This window comes from Sinorhizobium sp. 6-70, from assembly GCF_030124375.1.
Taxonomy (GTDB): domain Bacteria; phylum Pseudomonadota; class Alphaproteobacteria; order Rhizobiales; family Rhizobiaceae; genus Sinorhizobium.
The window spans coordinates 247220-267298 of the sequence record NZ_JASKLS010000002.1; the positions used below are offsets into that span (position 1 = coordinate 247220).

A 20079-nucleotide genomic window follows, 5' to 3' on the forward strand; every position below is an offset into this window, starting at 1 on the left:
GGAGCCAGCAGATTCGAGTGTTCTCAATACCGAATGCTCGGACATTATTGAAAACTCGAATCAGGCAAGGATGGTTCCTGCCGTGGGCGAGCCGTGGGAAATTCGGGAAGATCGGGCTTCCGGCGGAAATACCGGATCGGCTCCGGGCCGCTTTCACCGGGCTGGTTTTGGCCCTCGCGCTGTGGTCAATGGCTTCCCGACTACCCGGCCGAAGGGGGTAGACAACACGAAAAAGGCAGGGACGCGGATGTCGCGCCCCTGCCATTCAAGCTGCGGATATCAGACGTTGAAGGCAGCGCCGATCAGCGTCTTGGTATAGGGCTCCTTCGGCGCCTCGAAGATCGCGTCCGTTTCGCCCTCCTCGACGATGCGGCCGTTCTTCATCACGATCACGTAGTCCGACATCGCCTTCACGACGGAAAGATCGTGGCTGATGAAGATGTAGGAGAGCCCGTACGAACGCTGCAGGTCGCGCAGAAGCTCGATGACCTGCCCCTGCACCGAACGGTCGAGCGCCGAGGTCGGTTCGTCGAGGATCACGACTTTCGGCTTCAGGATCATGGCGCGGGCGATCGCGATGCGCTGGCGCTGGCCGCCAGAGAACTCGTGCGGGTAGCGGTTGCGCGATGCTGGATCGAGGCCGACTTCCTTCAGTGCGGCGATTGCGCGGCGGTCCCGCTCTGCCCGGTTGAGCTCGGGCTCGTGCACGTAAAGGCCTTCGGTGATGATCTCGCCGACCGTCCGGCGCGGCGACAGCGAACCGTAGGGATCCTGGAAAACGAGCTGGAGTTGGCGACGCAGGGGCCGCATCGCGCCCCGGTCGAAACCTGATATATCGGTTGCGCCGAAGCGATAGTGCCCCTTGCTCGGCAGCAGTCTCAGCAGCGCACGGCCTAATGTCGATTTTCCCGACCCGGACTCACCGACGATGCCGATCGTCTGGCCTTGCCTCAGGCGCAGATTGACACCGTCGACAGCCCGGAACACCGAAGAACCACCACGGAACAGCCCGCCGCCGATCGAATAATCGACCGAAACGTCACGGCCTTCCAGAATGATCGGCGCGTTTTCCGGCGGCGATGCCTTGCGTCCGCTCGGCTCGGCTGCAAGCAGCATCTTCGTATAGTCGGCCTTCGGCCGCTCGAAGATCTCGGCCGTCCTGCCATGCTCGACCACCTCGCCCCGGCGCATCACCGCGACCCGCTCGGCGAAATGCTTCACGATGCCGAGGTCGTGCGTAATCAGCACGATTGCCATGCCGAAACGCTTCTGCAGCGACTTTAGGAGATCGAGAATCTGCGCCTGGATGGTCACATCCAGCGCGGTCGTCGGTTCGTCCGCGATCAGGATGTCCGGCTCGTTGGCAAGCGCCATGGCGATCATCACGCGTTGCCGCTGGCCGCCGGACAGTTCATGCGGATAGCTGTCGACGCGACGCGCCGGCTCGGGGATGCCCACGAGCTCCAACAGTTCGAGCACCCGCTTGCGCGCCTGCTTGAACGTTCCGCCGCGGTGGTGGACGATCGGCTCGGCGATCTGTCGACCGATCGTGTAGAGCGGGTCGAGCGACGTCATCGGCTCCTGGAAGATCATCGTGATCTTCGAGCCCCTGACGTCGTTCAATGCCTTGGGTGCAAGTCCGATAAGGTCCCGGCCGCGATAACGGGCCGAGCCGGTCACGGTGCCGTTCTTCGCCAACAGTCCCATGATGCCCATCATGGTCTGGCTCTTGCCAGACCCGGACTCGCCGACGACGGCCAGCGTTTCGCCGGCACGGACGTCGAGATCGATGCCTTTGACGGCCTCGACGGTACCGTCCGGGGTCGAAAAGTCCACTTTGAGGCCGCGGACGGCAAGAATGGATTCCTTCATATCTGCCATGTCAGCGATCCTTCGGGTCGAGCGCATCGCGCAGGCCGTCGCCGACGAAATTCAGCGAAAACAGCGTGACGACGAAGAAGATGGCCGGGAAGATGAGCAGCCACGGCGCCGACTGGATATTGTTTGCTCCTTCGGAGATCAGCGCGCCCCAGCTTGTCAGCGGCGCCTGCACGCCGAGGCCGAGGAAGGAAAGAAAGCTCTCCAGCAGGATGACCTTCGGCACGACCACGGTGACGAAGACGATGACCGGCCCGATCGTGTTCGGAATGATGTGACGACGGATGATCTGCCAATCGGTAAGGCCAAGCGCCTGTGCCGCGCCGACGAACTCGCGCCGTTTGAGTGCAAGCGTCTGCCCCCGCACGATACGCGCCATGTCCAGCCATTCGACTGCGCCGATCACCAGGAAGATAAGGATGAAGCTGCGGCCGAAGAAAACGACGAGCACGACGACGAGAAAGACGAAGGGCAGCGAATAGAGGATCTCGACCAGACGCATCATGACGTTGTCGACGCGCCCGCCGATATAGCCCGAGGTCGCCCCGTAGACGACGCCGATGCCGAGCGAGACGAGGCTCGCGAGCAGCCCGACGGCGATCGAAATCTGTCCGCCAAGCATAACGCGAACGAGCAGGTCGCGACCGTTCGAGTCAGTGCCGAACGGGAAATATTCGCGGTCCACCTGGCCCTCGACCTTCAGGGTACGGCCATCGTCTTCGGTCGCGACCACCTTCGTGCCCTCGAACTCGTTGGCCCTGTCGAAGTAGCGCGTCGCGCGGGGGTCGATAGGCTGATCCGACGTAATGGTGGCGGTGAACCGCTGGCCCTCAACGGCGAATTCCTTGAGCGTTACGCGGGCGCGTGTGGCAACGCCTTCCATCACGTCCTGCAGCGTCGACGCATCCGGCCTTGGCTCCAGGCTCGGACCGATCGAGACGTAGGACGGGAAGACCTGATCGTAGGTGTGCGGCGAAAACAGCGGTCCAAGGAACGAAAACAGCGCGATGAGCACGAGCATGATGCAGCCGGCCATGGCGGCGCGGTTGCGGCGGAAGCGGAGCGCAGCAAGCTGAAAGAGGCTGCGTCCCTTGGTCTCCGGCGTGGACGCCGGTGCTTGGACGATATCAGTCATGGCGGACCCTCGGATCGAGCAGGCCGTAGAGAATATCGACCAATAAATTGAAGACGATGACGAAAATGGCGACCAGGATGACGGTGCCCATGACCAGCGTGTAGTCGCGGTTGATCGCGCCGAGAACGAAGTAGCGACCGACGCCGGGAATGGTGAAGATCGTTTCGACGACCGCCGAGCCGGTAAGAAGTGCAGCCGCACAGGGTGCGAGATAGGAAACGACCGGAAGCATCGCGCCGCGCATCGCGTGCGTGACGACGACCGCGCGGGACGGCAGGCCATAGGCCTTGGCGGTACGGATGTGGTCGGTGTGGAGCGCTTCGATCATCGAGCCGCGGGTAAGCCGGGCGAAGACGGCGAGCTGCGGCAATGCGAGAGCGATCATCGGCAGGATCAGGAAACGGAACGATCCGTCGCCCCAGCCGCCGGCCGGCAGCCATGACAGAACGATTGCGAAAACGAGCGTCAGCACCGGGCCGACGACGAAGTTCGGAACGGTGACGCCGATCGTCGAGACTGCCATGATCCCGAAGTCGAGGACGCTGTTCTGCCTGAGGGCCGCGATCGTGCCGGCGATCACGCCGCCGATCACAGCCAGAAGCAGTGCATAGAAACCCAGCTCCATCGAATAGGGCAAGCCCTTGCCGATCAGCTGCGCGACGTTGTTATCCTTGTAGATGTAGCTCGGACCGAAGTCGCCCGTCACCGCATTGCTGAGATAGTGAACGTATTGGCGCCAGAGCGGCTGATCGAGGTGATAGGTCCTCATCAGGTTCTCCATCGTGGAGGGAGGGAGAGGACGCTCGAGATTGAAGGGGCCGCCGGGGGCAAACCGCATCAGAAAGAAGGATATGGTGACGACGATGAAGAGGGTCGGCACCGCACTCGCCAGTCGGCGAAGGATGAAGGGGATCATGGATGTGCTCCGGAGGCGACGCGCGGCAGACCAGCCGCGCGTCGCCTCAGTTCGTTATTCGGCGACGCTCAGGAACTTGCTCAGGTGCGCGTTCGGTCCGTTGTCCTGCCAGCCCTTGACGCGGCTCGAGACGAGCCACAGGTCCGCTTGGGTGAGGAACGGCGCGATCGGCTGTTCCTTCATCAGCAGGGCCTCGGCTTCGTGGAGAAGCTTCGCGCGTGCTGCCGGATCCTGTTCTTCATAGGACTTCTTCATCAACGCGTCGTATTCGGCGTTTTCGAAGTGGCCATAGTTGAAGGTCTTGTTGCTGCTGAGGCTCAGCGCCAGGAAGTTTTCGGCGTCGGCATAGTCGGCAACCCAGCCGGCGCGCGCGACGTTGAACTTGCCGCCTTCCTGCAGGTAGGCGTAGTGCGACGAAACGTCGAGGTTCACCAGCGAAACCTTTGCGCCGAAGGTGTTCTTCCACATGTCGGCGACAGCCGTTGCAACACGCTCGTGGTTCGGGTTGGTGTTGTAGCGGATTTCGATGTTGAGCGGCTTGCCGCCCTCACCGTAGCCGGCTTCCTTCATCAGCGCGATCGCCTGATCTTCGCGGTCGAGCTGCGACAGGTTTGCAAAGTCGGCCTTCGCCGGTTCGCCATAGCTCTCGAGGCCCGGCGGCACCATCGAATAGGACGGCAGCTGCGAGCCGCTGTAGATCTCCTTGGCGAGGAAGTCGCGATCGACCGCCATCGACAGCGCGCGGCGAACGCGGACGTCGCTGTAGGGCTCCTGCCGCGTGTCGAAGGCGTAATAGTAGGTCGCAAGCGTCGGCGAGACGTGGACCTGGTCACCATAGGACTTGCGCAGGCGCTCGATCTGGTCGGCCGAGAAGTTGTAGGCGAGGTCCATTTCCTTTGCTTCGAAGCGGCGGACCGAGGCCGCCTGGTCGTCGATCGGATAGAAGATCACCTTGTCGAGCTTGACGTTGGCTGCGTCCCAGTAATTCGCGTTTTTCTCGACCGTCAGGCTGTCGTTCGGCACATGGGCGGTCAGCTTGAACGCGCCGTTCGAGACCATTACGCCCGGCTTGACGAAATCGGCAGCGTTCTTCTCGACGCTTGCCTTGCTGACCGGAAGTGCGGTCTGGTGCGCGAGCAGTTCCAGGAAGAACGGCGTCGGGCGTTCAAGCGTGATTTCCAGCGTCTTTTCGTCGACAGCCTTCACACCGAGCTGGTCGACCGGCGCTTCACCCTTGTTGACCTTCTCGGCATTCTTGATCGGGAAGAGAATGTTGGCGTATTCGGCCGCCGTCTTCGGGTCTTCCACACGACGGAACGAGAAGGCGAAATCTTCGGCGGTTACCGGCGAGCCGTCCGACCACTTGGCATCGGCGCGCAGCTTGAAGGTATAGACGGTTCCGTCGTCCGAAAGCTCCCAGGTTTCGGCTGCACCGGGGATGATCTTGCCCGCGGCATCGTAAATCGTCAGGCCTTCATAGAGATCCTTCAGGATGAACTCTTCGATGTTGATCGACGTGTGTGCTTGGTCGAGCGTCTGCGGCTCGCCGGCGTTGCCGCGGTGAAGGACCGCTTCCGCAAGCGCCGGGCTTGCGCCGATCAGCAGCGAGCCAAGCAACGCTGCGGCGCTGAGTTTAAGCTTCAGTGAGGTCATTGTTTTTTCTCCTTCCCCTCTTTTTGGGTTGTGATCGCAGGAGAGAAGGGCAAATTCTCAACAAAGGCAAGGCGCTTTGTGCGGAAAATTGCATCCTCCTCTATAGGCCATGATTTTCATATCCGCATAGGTTGTATTTCGTTTGCGGTGGATTTCGTCTCCTTTGCGACTTTGGTCAGGCTGGACAGCAACAGGCCGAACGGCAAACTGTAACGTTTTAGATCGAATTCAGGGATCGCCCGTTCGGTCCCAAAAACCGACCCGGAAAGGCCGATATGCAAAGTTTGTGAATTGAAGTGGCACTTTACGTAATATGCAAAAAAATATGCGGCTCCTGTCGCAATTTTTTTGCAATTCGCAGGTATGCATCGACTGAGCCACCGCGTCGTTAAGGAGCGATTTCGTCCCTCGTAGCCTACCGGCATATGCGCCTTTACCCTCCTCTCCGCACCAGCCTGCCAGCACCACCAGAAAGCGAAAGCCGCTAATTTTGACCGTGCGATTTCTCATCCACAGCAAAATCCGCTGACGCACGTCAATCAAGTGTTCGACCGTCCCGCCGTCCCCGTTGCCAAAAGACCCGCATGAATTATTGTGCCTTTGACTTGGTTCGGCCGCGTCGGCTCCAGGTCCGCCGAAGCGCGGTCGATCCATCTTCAGCGCCCTCGCGAACAAGACTCATCGGGTACTGAACCCGTGTCCGCCTATCCACGGCGCCTGGAGTAGGGCGTCCAGTATCAGGGAGATTTCGAATGGCATTGATCACATTGCGGCAACTGCTCGACCACGCGGCGCAGAACAATTACGCGCTGCCAGCCTTCAATGTGAACAATCTCGAATATATTCAGGCAGTCATGCGAGCCGCCGATGCGACGGATTCTCCGGTGATCCTGCAGGCGAGCCGCGGCGCGCGCGCCTATGCCGGGGACGCCTTCCTCCGTCACCTGATCCTCGGCGCAGCCGAGGAATACCCGCATATCCCCGTCTGTCTGCATCTCGACCACGGCGACCAGCCGTCGACCTGCATTTCCGCCATCACCAACGGCTTCACCTCGGTGATGATGGACGGCTCGCTCGAAAAGGACGGCAGGACCGTTGCTAGCTATGAATACAATGTCGCGGTGACCGCGGAAGTCGTGAAGATCGCCCATGCGGCCGGCGTTTCCGTCGAAGGCGAACTCGGTTGCCTCGGCAACCTTGAAACAGGCGCTGGCGACAAGGAGGACGGCCACGGCTTCGAGGGTAAGCTGTCGCGGGAGGAGTTGCTGACGGATCCGGAGCAGGCGTTCGATTTCGTTTCCAAGACCGGCGTCGATGCACTTGCCGTCGCGATCGGCACCAGCCACGGCGCCTACAAGTTCACGCGAGAGCCGGACGGCGAGATCCTTTCGATCGACACGATCGCCAAGATCAACCGGCGGCTGCCGAACACCCACCTTGTCATGCATGGCTCGTCGTCCGTGCCGGCCAATCTCCAGGAACTCTTCAATGCCTACGGCGGCAAGATGAAGAAGACTTGGGGCGTGCCGGTCGCCGAGATCCAGAAGGCAATCCCGCTCGGCGTCCGTAAGGTCAACATCGACACCGATCTCCGGCTCGCCTTCACAGGCGAGATCCGCAAGCACCACCTCGAGCATCCGGACAATTTCGACCCGCGCAACTACCTGAAGCCAGCGATCGCGCGTATGACCGAGGTCTGCAAGGAACGCTTCGAGGCCTTCCGCGCCGCCGGCCAAGCCTCGAAGATCAGGGTGCTGCGCCTGCCGGAAATGGCCAGGCATTACGCCAAGGCGGCCTGACCGGGAGGCGCCCGGGGCCCCTCCTCGCAACAATCACAATGTGGCGCGTCTGAAGGGCGCGCATCACATTGCATTTTGCTCAGCCGTGGTGCTCCACGCGTGCCTCGTGCTCGTAGAGCTGGTCCATGCTCAACGACGCCACCTCAGCCAGCGGAATCTGGCTTTTCACGCGGCCGCTGCCGAGAACCACCACGTCGTCGCAGAACGAAATCGTGCTGCGGTGGTGGCTGATCACGATGGTCGTGCGACGGCCAGCCCTTAGTCTCAGCGTTTCGACGATCGCGGCCTCCGACAGGCCGTCAACGGCGTTCGTGGCTTCGTCGAGGATCAGGATTTCGGGGTCGCGCACCAGCGCCCTGGCAAGCGCAATGCGCTGCCGCTGCCCCGCCGAGAGACTCGCGCCGCGATAACCGACGATGGTCGCGTATCCTTGAGGCAGCTTTTCCACGAAACTGTGCGCCTCGGCCAGTTTGGCTGCCTGCTCCACTTCGGCGATCGTAGCGTTCTGGCCGTAGGTAATGTTTTCGAAGATGCTGCCGTCCACCAGTTCGAGATCCTGGCTGGCGACGGCAATCTGGCGCCGCCACTGAGCGGGATCGATCTGATCGAGCGGCATGCCGTCGACGAGGATGTGTCCTTCGTCAGGCTCCACAAAGCGGCACAGGAGATTGACGATCGTGGTCTTGCCGGCACCCGACCGTCCGATGATCGCCGTCGAGCGGCCGCTGCGAATTGCGAAGGTCGCCGAACTGAGCACGATGGGGCGCGCCTCGGAGCCCGGATACCGGAACGTCACGTGATCGAATTTCATGCCCTCGCGCAAACCGGCGAACGGTTCATGACCGGCCGGAGGCTTCGGCTTGTCCGACGGATCGAGGAGCCAGCGCACCTCTTCCAGCGACCCGCTCCAGCCCTGAATCTGCCCCCAGGACATTTGCAGGGCGCGCACGTGCGGCTGCAAGCGATAGAGCAGCACGACGAAGGCGACGATGACCGGAAAGCTGACGCCGACAGACCAGGCACTGACGACCGCCCCCAGGAACAGGGCGGAATGCAGCACTTCCGTGAGCGGCGGCAACGAGCCCTGGCGGCTCTGCAGGACGAATCCGGCCCGGCGGACGGCATCCGAAGCGGCGTCGAATACCGCCTTCTCGCGCTCCTCCTGGCCGAACACGCGGATCAGCCGGCCGGCATGGACGAGATGAAGCATCCTCGCGGCAAGCTCGCTGTTGAAGGACGTCACGTCCCGGCTCGGGCCTCTAAGAGTGGCCGACAAAACGGCGTGCGCGAGCTGGACGAGGACGAGGCCAAGCGCGACGAACAGCGTCATCTGCCAGGAAAGCAGCAGCAGAAACGCCAGCAGGATGACGGCAGCGGAACCGTTCACCAGGGCCGCGAGCACGGTCTGTATTGCGTCGGAGGCCCGCCATGACTCGTTGGAGATGATGTTGAGCAGGCGACCGGGATTTTGCTGCAGGAAGAAAGGATAGCCGATCCTCAAGAGTTGGTCCGAGAGCGCACTTCGGATCGCGTGACTTGCCTTTCCATAGATAAAGGTCGTCAGCAGAGTGTTCGCAAAGGCGAGAACATTCTTCAGCGTGATCAGCGCAAGAACGCCCGCTGCGATCACCAGCAGTCTTTGGCCGTCATCGAGCCCCGCGCCCACCTGCTGGAAGAAGGCAGAAATCCCCTGTAGTCCGCCGGCATCCTGATTTCCGGCAATGATGCCAAGCATTGGGATGATGAGGCCAATGCCGGCGCCTTCGAGCGCGGTACCGGCGAGGCCCAGAACCACGACGATCGGCAGCAGACGCAACTGCCGCCCCATTGCGTTGTGCAGAACGTGAAAACCCGGCAATAGGAAACGCAACATGACGGCCCTCACCTTAATTTTGCCGCGGTCTGGTCGATCTGACGCAGCTCTGCCCGCGGCGTGGGGCCGGTCACGGCGAGGCGCGCGAACCTTGCGGCGCCAAGCAGGTTCATCGACACGATCGGCCAGTGGGATAGCTGGAGTTCGGGATCGAACCTCTCCCCGCCGAAGGCTTGGCCGCAGGCGGACCTTACGGTCCAGCAGAAGTGCTTGAGCAGCCATGGCGCCCTGAAGAAATGCTTCAGGCAAAGAGCGCCGTTGCCGAGGCTGTAGTTGCGGTGCAGCTTCTCGATCGCCTCGCGAGCCTTCCGGCCGTGGTGGTGATAGACGGTCATGTCGGGAACGTATTCGACCGGGATATCAAGCTGAAACGCGCGTACGAGATAGTCGGTATCCTCCGCCGATTGCAGCGGCGCGCCGGCCCCGAAGCGCTCGTCGAAGGGGCCGACGAGCGCCGCGACATCCCGGTGCATCGTCATGTTGCACCCCAGCACGAAGCCGCCCGGATGGACGTCGCGGGTCAATCGCGCAGGAACGCTCGATCGTTTGATTGTGAATGGCAGATCGGACGGATCACCAAGCTCGACGCGACCGCCGCGGATGATGCGCCGTTCGCCATCGGCGTAATGCCGCGCGAGATCGGCGAGATAGCGGCGGTGCACTTCGCAGTCATCGTCGACGAAAACGAGAATCCGGCCGCGGGCCCGCTCCATTCCTGCGTTGCGCGCCGCCGCCAGGCCCGGGCGCGGCTCGGCGACGAGCGCCATCGCGACAGGCGACGCCGCCGCTATCCGGATAAGCTCGTCCGGCGTCCCGTCCGTCGAGCCGTTATCGACGATCACCAGCTCGCTGGTGATGGCAGCATATGCAAGACATGCGGTCTCGATCGAACGGATGCAGGCGGCAATTCCCTGAACGCGATTTCGCGTGCAGACGATAAAGCTCGCGAATGGCCGCGACCCGCCGGAAATCGAAGTGGCGGAGATCGGCCGTGCGACCACTGCGTCTCGATGCTCTTGTGCGGTTGCAGAACGTTCGGACGCCATCTTAGGCCATGCCATTCTGGGGAAGAACCGTCGCAGCGGGCACCGATTGCAGGTACCGCGCAATCCCGTCCACCCGCCTCGTGGCGGCAAGCGAAATGCGGCTACACCACGGGGCACGGGCACCGGCGAGCAAACCGTATCGCTCGCGACGCCGAATTAAGCCCCATTTTCCCGTCCGGGTCAGGAAAGCGTGGGTCAGTTCCGGTCGCTCTTCATCGGCTATGAGCTGATAGAGAAAATAGAAGAAACAGAGGGCTCCATCCGCATGGGCCTGCCGTACCTCCACCGGGAGAGACGAAATTTTCCGTTCGAGCGTCAGGATGAATTCGGCGAGATTTCGGATCGTCTCCATCGTGACCGCGACACCAATCTCGCCGAGCGCGCGCGTGTCGTCGACAAGACATTCCCGCTCAAGGTTTTCGGCCGCGATCTGCAGATGGGTCTGGCGCATCCGGCGCTTGTGCTTGTTTGTAACGCTGTCGCCATGGATCCGGTAGGCGACCAGGGCCTCATCGATAATCGTTACCGGCAAGCGATCGGCAATGCGCCTGAACAGATCGAAATCCTCGGCATGCACGTAGCTTGGATCGTAAACGAGCATCGGCTCCGGTATTACTTTCCGATTGTAGACCACGGTCGAGTGCATGAAGATCGTGAAGAACATCGACAATGTGCGCAGGCTTCCGGATCGAAAAATCGGGTTGGGCGTACCGCGAATGATGCGATTGCCGATCAACGTATCGATACCCGTGCCACAAAGCGCGAGCTCCGGCCGCTGGCTGAACACCGCGACCTGACGCGAAAAGCGGGACGGATAGGAAATGTCGTCGGCGTCCATTCTGGCGACGAGATCGCCTCTCGCCAGCGCCAGGCCCTCGTTCAAGGTGGCGATAAGGCCGCGGTTTTCGCGCGAGACGATGACGATACGACGGTCACTTTTCCGATACCCCTCCAGGATCTCCAACGAACGATCCGTCGACCCGTCGTCGATGGCAATGATTTCGACATGCCTGTAGTCCTGGCGCAGGATGCTTTCGAGCGCCGCGGGAAGATAGGGTTCGGCGTTGTAGACGGGCAGCAGGACGGAGACCAATGGCGTGGGCATTGTTCAGCTCGCGTAGTTATTGAAAATCGGAAGTTTGAAGGGATTTGCGAGAGCTGATCGGTTCGGGGAAATAGGCGGCGGACTCGGCGTCCCTGCCCCCAACCCGAGCGCCTGCATTTGTGAAAGCCGGCACAGCTCCGGATGCCCTCGGCCGGACATATGGAAAATGCCGTTTCAGTGCATTGAGCGGCTTCTCGAAGACCAGCCAGGAGATCGACGCAATCAGCAACGTGGCGGCACCGGCGACAAGGAACCGCCCGACTCCCTGCTCGGAGACGTTGACGGGAAGCCAGGGCTGAGCCTTGACGGCCAGCGCGAGTACGATCGCATGATAGAGATAGACGCCATAACTGATGCGCCCGAGCGCAGTCAGGGGCGGAAATTCGGTCAGCCGGCCGAGGTGCCCGCAGATGCCCGTTGAGCAATTGCCAACCAGCATCGTCAGGGGCAGAAGCGGAAAGACCTCCAGCCCGATCCAGCCCAGCCATTCCAGCATCGGCGTCAACGTTGCCGGCCTGAGCCAAAACAGGAAGACGGATGCGCCAAGGAGCGGCATCCAGCTCAATCTGGCCCATTGCGGCCAGGCCGCGTTCTCCGACCGGTAGGCAGCGAGCAGAGCGCCGGAGGCGAGTGCGTCCATCGAGGCGGGGGGAAGCAGGTCGCGAGCCAGCGAGGGCTCACTCGTGAACGGCCAGTAAAAGCGGTAGGCGACGGAGCAGACGATGACGCCGACGCATATTGCTGCGATCGAGCGTCTCGGTGCGATGAGGACGATCAGCGGCCAGACGACGTAGAATTGCTCCTCAATGCTGAGGCTCCAAGTATGACAGAGGACCCACGGCGTCCACGCATCTTGGAGCGCATACCAGAAATTCGAAAGGTAAAGCGCGTGCCACGCCAGCACCGTCTTGGAACTCTCCAGATCGATCAGCCAGACGATGCCGAGGACCGCGAAATAGGGCGGAAAGATGCGAAGCGCCCTGCGCGCATAAAAGGATTTCAGCGCCGTCGCCGGCTCGAATCGGGCATCTTCGCGTGCGTCGAGTAGCAGCCGGGTTATCAGGAACCCGCTCAGCACGAAGAACAGCCGCACGCCCATATGGCCCCAATAGGACCCGTCGGCCGCGTAAAAATGCCCATAGAGCACCATCGTGACAGCGATGGCTCGGAGCCCATCCAACTGCCGGTCGCGCGCAATCCGCATCGAACATCCCCCTCCGAGTTCAAAATCTTTGTGGGATACTCTCCTGGTGGCACCAGCTCCCTACGCAATCATGATTTTTGCCGCCGGTTTCGATGAAAGTACTCTGGCGAGAGCTTCAAATTTATGCAGGTAAACGAATTGTTAAGGGGCAGCCTGGGCGACAGTAAGAGCGAATAGGGCCAAACTTTGGCGGGGGAGAACCGAAGATAACGCAGCCGCAGCCGAGAAATCTGCCGTGTGTCTTTGCGGCAATATCGGACCAAAGTCTGATTAGACCTCAGTCAGAGCGCAGATGCGGCGACGTTAGTTGTATAAATCTTGACAATACATCCAACAATCCGCACAACGATAAGAATATACTAATTCAACCATCCCGCGTGAGCGTCTGTAGACTAGAATGTCGGCGGCGTGTTGATCCACAGCAGAACGGTTTCGCCGTCGTGGCGATTGGACCAGGCATGTCGCCGTCGGCTCTCGAAATAGAGCGAGTCGCCCGGATGAAGGTCGTAGAACTGATCGGAGTCCAATATGAATTCGACGTGACCGGCGAGGACATAGACGAACTCCTCGCCGTCGTGCCGATATGCGCCCTCGCTCGAGGCGCCCGGCGCCAGCACGAAACGGTGGCAGTCCATCTGGTTCCTGCCCTCGGCGAGCAATTGCACTGTCACCCCCGGTGTCGTGCGCGGCCAGTTGCGCCACTCGCCGGCCCTGACGAGCGCCCGTACTTCAGGCTCCTCCTCGCCGGAGAGGCTGGAAACCGTCGTGCCGAAATATTCCGCGAGGTTATGGAGAACAGCGACCGAGACGCCCTGTGACGTACGTTCCAAGGTCGAGAGTACCGATGCGGCAATGCCGATATCGCTGGCCACCTGCTCGAGCGTCTTGCCCGCCGCATGCCTCAGGCTCCGCAACTTTCGTCCGACCTGGAGATCGGCGTTGCTCTCCTGCAATATGGCCGGGCCGCTTTCGTCGTTCGCGCCCTCTGCCTCCAAGGCCTCGCGAATGGCGGCCGGGTTCAGGCCGCGCTCGGCGCGAAACCAGGAAATGCGTTTTAGCCGCGCAAGATCCGCCTCGGTATATTGCCGATGGCCAGTCGGCGAACGCTCCGGCACCACGAGGCCTTGCGTTTCCCACAGCCTGAGAGTCGACGCGGACACGCCGGCCAGCCTCGCCGCCTCGGCGACCTTGTAGCGTACATCGCCAGCTCCGCTCATCGATCCGCTTCCTCTTTCCGGCATCGGCGCTCCAGGCGATTCCAGCCTATCGGGACTTCTGGCAATCTAGCCGCCGCGCTCATGCAATTACAAGAAGCGCCCATCAGTGGCGGTGTTGTCTCGATCACCAAATTTGATTTGCAATCCATCTGAAAAGATGTACCTCTTCCGGAGAGATCTTGCAGAAAAAATGCAATATATTCCTCTCCTCGTAAACAGGACGACGACGATGACCAGCCTCACCGATCGCAAGAACGCAGCCATTTCCCGCGGCGTCGGAATGACCACGCAGGTCTACGCCGACCGCGCCGAAAATGCCGAGATCTGGGACAAGGAGGGCAACCGCTACATCGACTTCGCCTCGGGTATCGCCGTCGTCAATACCGGTCATCGCCACCCGAAGGTCATCGCCGCCGTCAAGGCGCAGCTGGACCGCTTCACCCACACCTGCCACCAGGTCGTGCCCTACGAGAATTATGTCCATCTCGCCGAGCGCCTGAACGCGCTCACCCCCGGCAACTTCGCCAAGAAGACGATCTTCGTTACCACCGGCGCCGAAGCCGTCGAAAACGCGGTCAAGATCGCCCGCGCCGCGACGGGGCGCCAGGCGATCATCGCCTTTGGCGGCGGTTTCCACGGCCGCACCTTCATGGGCATGGCGCTGACCGGCAAGGTCGTGCCCTACAAGGTCGGCTTCGGCGCGATGCCAGGAGACGTCTTCCACGCCCCCTTCCCGATCGAGCTTCACGGCGTAAGCGTCGAACAGTCGCTCGCGGCTCTGAAGAAACTCTTCGCAGCCGATGTCGATCCGGCCCGCGTTGCCGCGATCATCCTCGAGCCGGTCCAGGGCGAAGGCGGCTTCTATCCCGCGCCGACCGCGTTCATGAAGGCGCTGCGTGAAATCTGCGACCAGCACGGCATCCTGCTGATCGCGGATGAGGTCCAGACCGGCTTTGCCCGCACCGGCAAGCTGTTCGCGATGGAGCATCATGACGTGGCGCCCGACCTGATGACGATGGCGAAGAGCCTCGCCGGCGGCTTCCCGCTTGCCGCGGTCACCGGCCGCGCCGAGATCATGGATGCACCCGGACCGGGCGGCCTCGGCGGCACCTATGGCGGCAATCCGCTTGGCATCGCCGCCGCCCATGCGGTCCTCGATGTCATCGAGGAGGAGAAGCTGTGCGAGCGCGCGAACCAGCTTGGCAATCGCCTGAAGCAACGCCTCGCCGCAATCCGCGAAAAGGCACCGGAGATTGTCGATATCCGCGGCCCGGGCTTCATGAATGCGGTTGAATTCAACGACGTGAAAACCAATCTGCCGAGCGCCGAATTCGCCAACAAGATCCGCCTCATCGCGTTGGAAAAGGGCTTGATCCTGCTGACCTGCGGCGTCCATGGCAACGTTATCCGCTTCCTGGCGCCAATCACGATCCAGGACGAAGTCTTCGCGGAAGCACTCGATATTCTCGAAGCATCGATCCTCGAGGCGCGTGGTTGACGGCAACTCGGGTGCCCGCTATCGCGGGCGTCCGGCCGACGATGCCGGCTCGGGGTGCGCACCGCCGCTCCGCAGAAAAAGAAGCAGGCTTGGCCTTACGACAACAGGCCTCGCCGGAGGACGGGCCATGGGATTGACAGCCGCACTAACCAAACACCTTCGCGCCGCCGACCTGTTTGCCGCGCTCGCAAGCGTTACCCGCCCCTCCGCCCAGTGGACCGGCGCGACATTCGATGTCTTCAATCCGTCGACCGGCGAATTGCTTGCGACATTGCCCGACATGGGAATCGAAGAGGCACATGCTGCGATCGAGGCTGCCGCTGCGGCGCAGGGCCGCTGGGCCGCAAAGCCAGCGAAAGACCGAAGCACGATCCTGCGGCGCTGGCATGACCTGATCGTCGAGCATGCCGACGATCTTGCCGCAATCCTCACCGCCGAAATGGGCAAGCCGCTGGTGGAAGCGAAGGGCGAAGTTCTTCACGCGGCATCCTATGTCGAATGGTATGCGGAGGAAGCCAAGCGCGTCTATGGGGAGACCTTCCCGGCGCCAGCCAACGACCGCCGCATGCTCGTCATCAAGCAGCCCGTCGGCGTCGTCGGCACCATCACGCCCTGGAATTTCCCGGCTTCCATGGTGGCGCGCAAGATCTCGCCGGCGCTCGCCGCCGGATGCGCGGTCGTATTGAAACCGGCGGAACAGACGCCGCTCGTGGCCGGCGCGATGTTCGTGCTCGCGCAAAAGGCAGGGTTTCCGACAGGCGTCGTCAATCTGCTTTACGCCTCGGAAGGCGCCCCGATCGGCCGCGAACTCTGCAGCAATCCGAAAGTTCGCAAGATCAGCTTCACCGGCTCCACCGAGGTCGGGCGGCTCCTGATGCGGCAATGTTCCGACCAGATCAAGAAAGTCAGTCTGGAACTGGGCGGCAATGCTCCCTTCATCGTTTTCGACGACGCCGATATCGACGAGGCAGTGGAAGGCGCCGTTCAGGCCAAGTTCCGCAATGCGGGCCAGACCTGCGTTTCGGCCAACCGCATCTATGTGCAATCCGCCGTGCACGACGCTTTTGCGGAGAAATTCGTCGCCCGCGTGCGCGAGCTCACTGTCGGCGACGGGTTCTCTGCCGGTGCCGCGATCGGCCCGATGATCGACAGCCATGCGATCGAGAAGATCGAGGCGCATGTCGCCGATGCCTTGGCCAAGGGCGGAAAAGTACGATGCGGCGGCAGGCGCATCGGCACCAGGGGCACTTTCTTCGAGCCAACGGTTCTGACCGGCATTTCGCACCAGATGCGCGTCGCCCAGGAAGAAACGTTCGGCCCGATCGCGCCGATCATCCGTTTCGAAACGGCCGAGCAGGTGGTGGCCGAGGCGAACGACACGATCTACGGCCTCGCCGCCTATTTCTACGCCGAGAACCTGAAGCGGGTCTGGCACGTCGCGGAGGCGCTGGAATACGGAATGGTGGGCATCAATACCGGGCGGATGTCATCCGAGGCTGCTCCCTTCGGCGGCATCAAGCAATCGGGCATCGGCCGCGAAGGCTCCCGCCATGGGCTCGAGGACTACCTCGAGATGAAGTATCTCTGCATGGGCAACATCTGAGCGACAACAGCGAGCCCGCGTCGCTAGATCACGATGATTTTAGGTCGGATCGACCTAAAATCATCGTGATCTATTCCAAGAAGTTAACGCGGGATGCGGGCGGAAACGCACACACTTTCCTCATCCCGCGCTGGATCCTCTGAAAACTACGCAATTCCGGACGGAAAACCGTTACACACTTTCCTGGAATTGCTCTAGTCGACGATGTGGTAGCCACCGTCGACGTAAAGCACCTGGCCGGTTATGAGCCGCGCTGCGTCGTGGGCGAGAAACGCCGTCGCCATGCCGACGTCATCGATGTCGACGAGCTCGTGGGCCGGCGCCTTCAGCTTCGTCTTTTCGAGCAGCGCGTCAAATTCAGGAATGCCGGATGCGGCGCGGGTCGCAAGGGCACCGGGCGAAATGGCGTGGACGCGAATACCCTTGGGGCCAAGCTCGGCAGCCATGTAGCGCACGGCGCTTTCAAGCGCCGCCTTGGCGACGCCCATGATGTTGTAGTTCTCCACCACCACCTGTGAGCCGTAATAGGTCATGGTGAAGAGCGTGCCGCCGTTCTTCATCAGCGGCTCCGCGAGCTGGGCCATGCGGATGAAGGACCAGCAGGATATCTCCATCGTCGTCAGGAACCCCTCGCGCGGCGCGTCGGTCACGCGCCCGCCGAGCGTGTCCTTCGGAGAGAAGGCGATCGAATGGACGAGGAAGTCGAGCTCTCCCCATGTCTCACCGATGCGCTCGAAGACCGTTTCGATCTGGCCGGGCACCGCCATGTCCAGCGGCAGGAAGATCGGCGCATCGAGCTCGCGCGCCAGCGGCTCGACATGTGGCTTTGCCTTGTCGTTGAGATAGGTCACCGCCAGTTCCGCGCCCAAGGCACGAAACGCGCGGGCACAACCCCAGGCAATGGAGCGGTCGTTGGCAATGCCGACGATCAGGCCTTTGCGACCTTCGAGCAGCTTGGCCTTCACAGTGGGGATGGACATGCGCGCGGTCTCCGGGTCAGGCGTTGGGAGCGCTGATGAGGGCCAAGGTATGGCGCGCGATCATCAGCTCTTCGTCGGTCGGGAGGACATGAACAGCGACCTGGCTCGCGGCCGCAGAGATCAACATTGCGCCGGCCTCGTTCGCTGCCGGATCGAGCTCTGCCCCGAGCCAGGCGAGGCCTTCGACGATGCGTGCGCGGATCGGTGCGGAGTTTTCGCCGACGCCCGCGGTGAAGACGAAGGCGTCGACCCCTCCCAATGCCGCCGTGAGCATCCCCGCATTGAGCACACACCGATAGACGAAATGTGCGACGGCAAGCGCGGCATGGGGGTCGTCGCTCGCGAGAAGATCGCGCATGTCGTTTGAGAGTCCGGACAACCCCTTGAGGCCGGCGTCATGGTAGAGGAGATCCGAGACGGCTTGTGCCTTCATGCCCTTCTGAAGGATCAGGTAGAGGACGACACCCGGATCGAGCTGACCCGGCCGCGTCCCCATCGGCAGGCCGTCGAGCGCCGTGAAGCCCATCGTACTCTCGACGCTGCGACCGTCTCGCAACGCGCACATTGAAGCGCCGCTACCGAGATGAGCGACGATGACGCGCCCTCGGGCCGCTTGCGGCGCCACCTCCCGGAGTCGCTCGGCGATATATTCGTATGAAAGGCCATGAAAGCCGTAGCGCCGGACACCCTCATCATAGAAGGCTCGTGGCAAAGCATAGCAATCGGTGTGCTCGGCATGGCCGCGATGAAAGGCGGTGTCGAAGCAGGCGACCTGTGGCACATCCGGATTGATCTCCATGGCCATGCGGATCGGCGCCAGGTTGTTCGGCTGATGCAAAGGTGCGAGATCCTGGTAGCTCGCAAGGCGGTCGAGCACCCCCGCATCGATCAGAGCCGGCCGCACGTAGTCCGGACCGCCGTGCACGACCCGGTGACCGACAGCCCGCAACTTGAAGCCCTCGAGCGTCAGAAGCCAACGTCTGGCCTCGGCAATGGCGGTCGGAAGATCGCGAATAACTTTCGCGTCATAGGTCTGGTCGATGAGCCGGGTGCCGTCGGCCGCCGTCGCCTGCAGACGCGGCCGGGTGCCGATGCCGTCGATTTTCCCGCGAACCTGGCGCGTCAGGTCCATGCCGGCGATGCCGAAGACTTGGAATTTCAGGCTCGAAGAACCGGCGTTGACGACAAGGAGAGCGTCCATGGTGCTAAACCGCTGCCAGTTGTGCGGCTCGTCGCCGTGCCGCGTAGAGCGCAGCGACGGCGCATGACGCAAGGCGTGTGCGCACCGAATCCGCCCGTGAGGTGAGCACGATCGGCACACGGGCACCAAGGACGATTCCCGCCGCGTCCGCATGGGAAAGGAAAGTCAGGTTCTTCGCGAGCATGTTCCCGGCCTCGAGGTCAGGCACGACGAGGATCTCGGCATGGCCCGCAACCGGTGAATTGATGCCCTTGATGCGCGCGGCTTCCGGATCGATCGCGTTGTCGAAGGCGAGTGGCCCTTCGAGCAGGCCGCCTGTGATCTGGCCGCGCTCGGCCATCTTGCAAAGCGCAGCCGCCTCGATCGTCGACGGAATCTTCGTCGTCACCGTCTCCACCGCCGAAAGGATGGCCACACGCGGCTCGCCGAGACCGATCGTGACCCACAGGTCGATCGCGTTCTGGACGATATCACGCTTGGCCTCGAGGTCCGGGAAGATGTTGATCGCGGCGTCCGTGATGAACAGCGTCTCGGCGTGGCCGGGCACATCCATCACGAACACGTGGCTGATCCGCCGCTCGGTTCGAAGACCGGTGGCAGATGCGGCAACCTCGTGCATCAGTTCGTCGGTATGCAGGCTGCCCTTCATCAGGAGTTCGCCCTTGCCTTCGCGGATCAACGCGACGGCCTTGGCGGCCGCGGCATGGCTGTGCGGTACATCGACGATTTGCCAGCGCCCTAGATCAAGCCCATGTTCCGCCGCGACATTGCGAATTTTGGCTTCCGGCCCGACCAGTATGGGCGTGATCAGCCCCATCCCGGCGGCTTCGAGGGCGCCGCCCAGCGACGTTTCATCGCAAGGATGCGCCACGATGGTGACCGCGGGCGCCTCGGCTCGCGCGGCGGCGATCAGGCGGTCGTATTTGGACGGCTGGGTCGCCAGCGTGGTCACCTCGGACACTCGGAACTCC

The 20079-nt window shown here is 62.1% G+C and carries 15 protein-coding genes; 3 read left to right on the forward strand and 12 right to left on the reverse strand.

Annotation, left to right across the window (positions count from 1 at the left end):
• Nucleotides 1-279 precede the first annotated feature (279 nt).
• From QN222_RS05005 to QN222_RS05020, 4 genes are read right to left on the reverse strand one after another with little or no spacing between them, the layout of a single operon-like run.
• On the reverse strand, nucleotides 280-1881 hold the full coding sequence (locus QN222_RS05005) for an ABC transporter ATP-binding protein (protein ID WP_284005279.1): 1602 nt from the start codon (nucleotides 1879-1881) through the stop codon (nucleotides 280-282).
• Nucleotide 1882: 1 nt separating this feature from the next.
• Nucleotides 1883-3013, reverse strand: a complete 1131-nt coding sequence (locus tag QN222_RS05010) for an ABC transporter permease subunit (protein ID WP_284005281.1) — start codon at nucleotides 3011-3013, stop codon at nucleotides 1883-1885.
• On the reverse strand, nucleotides 3006-3929 hold the full coding sequence (gene oppB, locus QN222_RS05015) for an oligopeptide ABC transporter permease OppB (RefSeq protein ID WP_283965386.1): 924 nt from the start codon (nucleotides 3927-3929) through the stop codon (nucleotides 3006-3008). The genes QN222_RS05010 and oppB overlap by 8 nt, the downstream gene beginning before the upstream one ends.
• Nucleotides 3930-3983: 54 nt before the next feature.
• A complete protein-coding gene (locus QN222_RS05020; protein ID WP_283965385.1) occupies nucleotides 3984-5582 on the reverse strand; it encodes a peptide ABC transporter substrate-binding protein in 1599 nt (532 codons plus the stop codon).
• A gap of 752 nt (nucleotides 5583-6334) precedes the next feature.
• Between QN222_RS05020 and fba the strand changes: the two genes are divergently transcribed.
• Nucleotides 6335-7381 carry a class II fructose-bisphosphate aldolase gene (fba, locus tag QN222_RS05025; RefSeq protein ID WP_283965384.1) on the forward strand — a complete coding sequence of 349 codons (1047 nt, stop codon included), beginning with the start codon at nucleotides 6335-6337 and terminating at the stop codon, nucleotides 7379-7381.
• Nucleotides 7382-7460: 79 nt separating this feature from the next.
• On the opposite strand, the gene QN222_RS05030 is transcribed toward fba, so the two are convergent.
• The 5 genes from QN222_RS05030 to QN222_RS05050 form a co-directional block, all read right to left on the reverse strand.
• Nucleotides 7461-9254: an ABC transporter ATP-binding protein gene (locus QN222_RS05030; protein WP_283965383.1), complete on the reverse strand. Its 1794-nt coding sequence runs from the start codon at nucleotides 9252-9254 to the stop codon at nucleotides 7461-7463.
• Between the two features lie 8 nt (nucleotides 9255-9262).
• The gene (locus QN222_RS05035; RefSeq protein WP_283965382.1) at nucleotides 9263-10300 is read right to left on the reverse strand and encodes a glycosyltransferase; all 1038 of its coding nucleotides are present in this window, start codon (nucleotides 10298-10300) and stop codon (nucleotides 9263-9265) included.
• A 1-nt stretch (nucleotide 10301) separates the two neighbouring features.
• Complete coding sequence (locus QN222_RS05040) at nucleotides 10302-11405, reverse strand: glycosyltransferase (RefSeq protein ID WP_283965381.1); 1104 nt, start codon at nucleotides 11403-11405, stop codon at nucleotides 10302-10304.
• Nucleotides 11406-11421: 16 nt separating this feature from the next.
• Nucleotides 11422-12609 (reverse strand): acyltransferase, encoded by a 1188-nt coding sequence (locus QN222_RS05045; protein WP_283965380.1) that lies wholly within the window; start codon nucleotides 12607-12609, stop codon nucleotides 11422-11424.
• A gap of 392 nt (nucleotides 12610-13001) precedes the next feature.
• Complete coding sequence (locus tag QN222_RS05050) at nucleotides 13002-13826, reverse strand: MerR family transcriptional regulator (RefSeq protein ID WP_283965379.1); 825 nt, start codon at nucleotides 13824-13826, stop codon at nucleotides 13002-13004.
• Between the two features lie 229 nt (nucleotides 13827-14055).
• Between QN222_RS05050 and QN222_RS05055 the strand changes: the two genes are divergently transcribed.
• The gene (locus QN222_RS05055; RefSeq protein WP_283965378.1) at nucleotides 14056-15324 is read left to right on the forward strand and encodes a 4-aminobutyrate--2-oxoglutarate transaminase; all 1269 of its coding nucleotides are present in this window, start codon (nucleotides 14056-14058) and stop codon (nucleotides 15322-15324) included.
• A 127-nt stretch (nucleotides 15325-15451) separates the two neighbouring features.
• Nucleotides 15452-16927 (forward strand): NAD-dependent succinate-semialdehyde dehydrogenase, encoded by a 1476-nt coding sequence (locus tag QN222_RS05060; protein WP_284005282.1) that lies wholly within the window; start codon nucleotides 15452-15454, stop codon nucleotides 16925-16927.
• Nucleotides 16928-17121: 194 nt separating this feature from the next.
• Here the strand turns inward: QN222_RS05060 and fabI are convergent, their stop codons facing one another.
• From fabI to QN222_RS05075, 3 genes are read right to left on the reverse strand one after another with little or no spacing between them, the layout of a single operon-like run.
• On the reverse strand, nucleotides 17122-17907 hold the full coding sequence (fabI, locus tag QN222_RS05065) for an enoyl-ACP reductase FabI (protein WP_283964421.1): 786 nt from the start codon (nucleotides 17905-17907) through the stop codon (nucleotides 17122-17124).
• A gap of 16 nt (nucleotides 17908-17923) precedes the next feature.
• Nucleotides 17924-19108 (reverse strand): acetate/propionate family kinase, encoded by a 1185-nt coding sequence (locus tag QN222_RS05070; protein WP_283964420.1) that lies wholly within the window; start codon nucleotides 19106-19108, stop codon nucleotides 17924-17926.
• 4 nt (nucleotides 19109-19112) lie between these two features.
• A complete protein-coding gene (locus tag QN222_RS05075; protein ID WP_283964419.1) occupies nucleotides 19113-20069 on the reverse strand; it encodes a phosphate acetyltransferase in 957 nt (318 codons plus the stop codon).
• Nucleotides 20070-20079 lie beyond the last annotated feature (10 nt).

What these genes read in the sequence shown, in the direction of transcription:
- QN222_RS05005 (WP_284005279.1), bottom strand. Translation starts at nt 1,881, where the DNA reads ATGGCAGATATGAAGGAATCCATTCTTGCCGTCCGCGGCCTCAAAGTG.
- QN222_RS05010 (WP_284005281.1), bottom strand. Translation starts at nt 3,013, where the DNA reads ATGACTGATATCGTCCAAGCACCGGCGTCCACGCCGGAGACCAAGGGA.
- oppB (WP_283965386.1), bottom strand. Translation starts at nt 3,929, where the DNA reads ATGATCCCCTTCATCCTTCGCCGACTGGCGAGTGCGGTGCCGACCCTC.
- QN222_RS05020 (WP_283965385.1), bottom strand. Translation starts at nt 5,582, where the DNA reads ATGACCTCACTGAAGCTTAAACTCAGCGCCGCAGCGTTGCTTGGCTCG.
- fba (WP_283965384.1), top strand. Translation starts at nt 6,335, where the DNA reads ATGGCATTGATCACATTGCGGCAACTGCTCGACCACGCGGCGCAGAAC.
- QN222_RS05030 (WP_283965383.1), bottom strand. Translation starts at nt 9,254, where the DNA reads ATGTTGCGTTTCCTATTGCCGGGTTTTCACGTTCTGCACAACGCAATG.
- QN222_RS05035 (WP_283965382.1), bottom strand. Translation starts at nt 10,300, where the DNA reads ATGGCGTCCGAACGTTCTGCAACCGCACAAGAGCATCGAGACGCAGTG.
- QN222_RS05040 (WP_283965381.1), bottom strand. Translation starts at nt 11,405, where the DNA reads ATGCCCACGCCATTGGTCTCCGTCCTGCTGCCCGTCTACAACGCCGAA.
- QN222_RS05045 (WP_283965380.1), bottom strand. Translation starts at nt 12,609, where the DNA reads ATGCGGATTGCGCGCGACCGGCAGTTGGATGGGCTCCGAGCCATCGCT.
- QN222_RS05050 (WP_283965379.1), bottom strand. Translation starts at nt 13,826, where the DNA reads ATGAGCGGAGCTGGCGATGTACGCTACAAGGTCGCCGAGGCGGCGAGG.
- QN222_RS05055 (WP_283965378.1), top strand. Translation starts at nt 14,056, where the DNA reads ATGACCAGCCTCACCGATCGCAAGAACGCAGCCATTTCCCGCGGCGTC.
- QN222_RS05060 (WP_284005282.1), top strand. Translation starts at nt 15,452, where the DNA reads ATGGGATTGACAGCCGCACTAACCAAACACCTTCGCGCCGCCGACCTG.
- fabI (WP_283964421.1), bottom strand. Translation starts at nt 17,907, where the DNA reads ATGTCCATCCCCACTGTGAAGGCCAAGCTGCTCGAAGGTCGCAAAGGC.
- QN222_RS05070 (WP_283964420.1), bottom strand. Translation starts at nt 19,108, where the DNA reads ATGGACGCTCTCCTTGTCGTCAACGCCGGTTCTTCGAGCCTGAAATTC.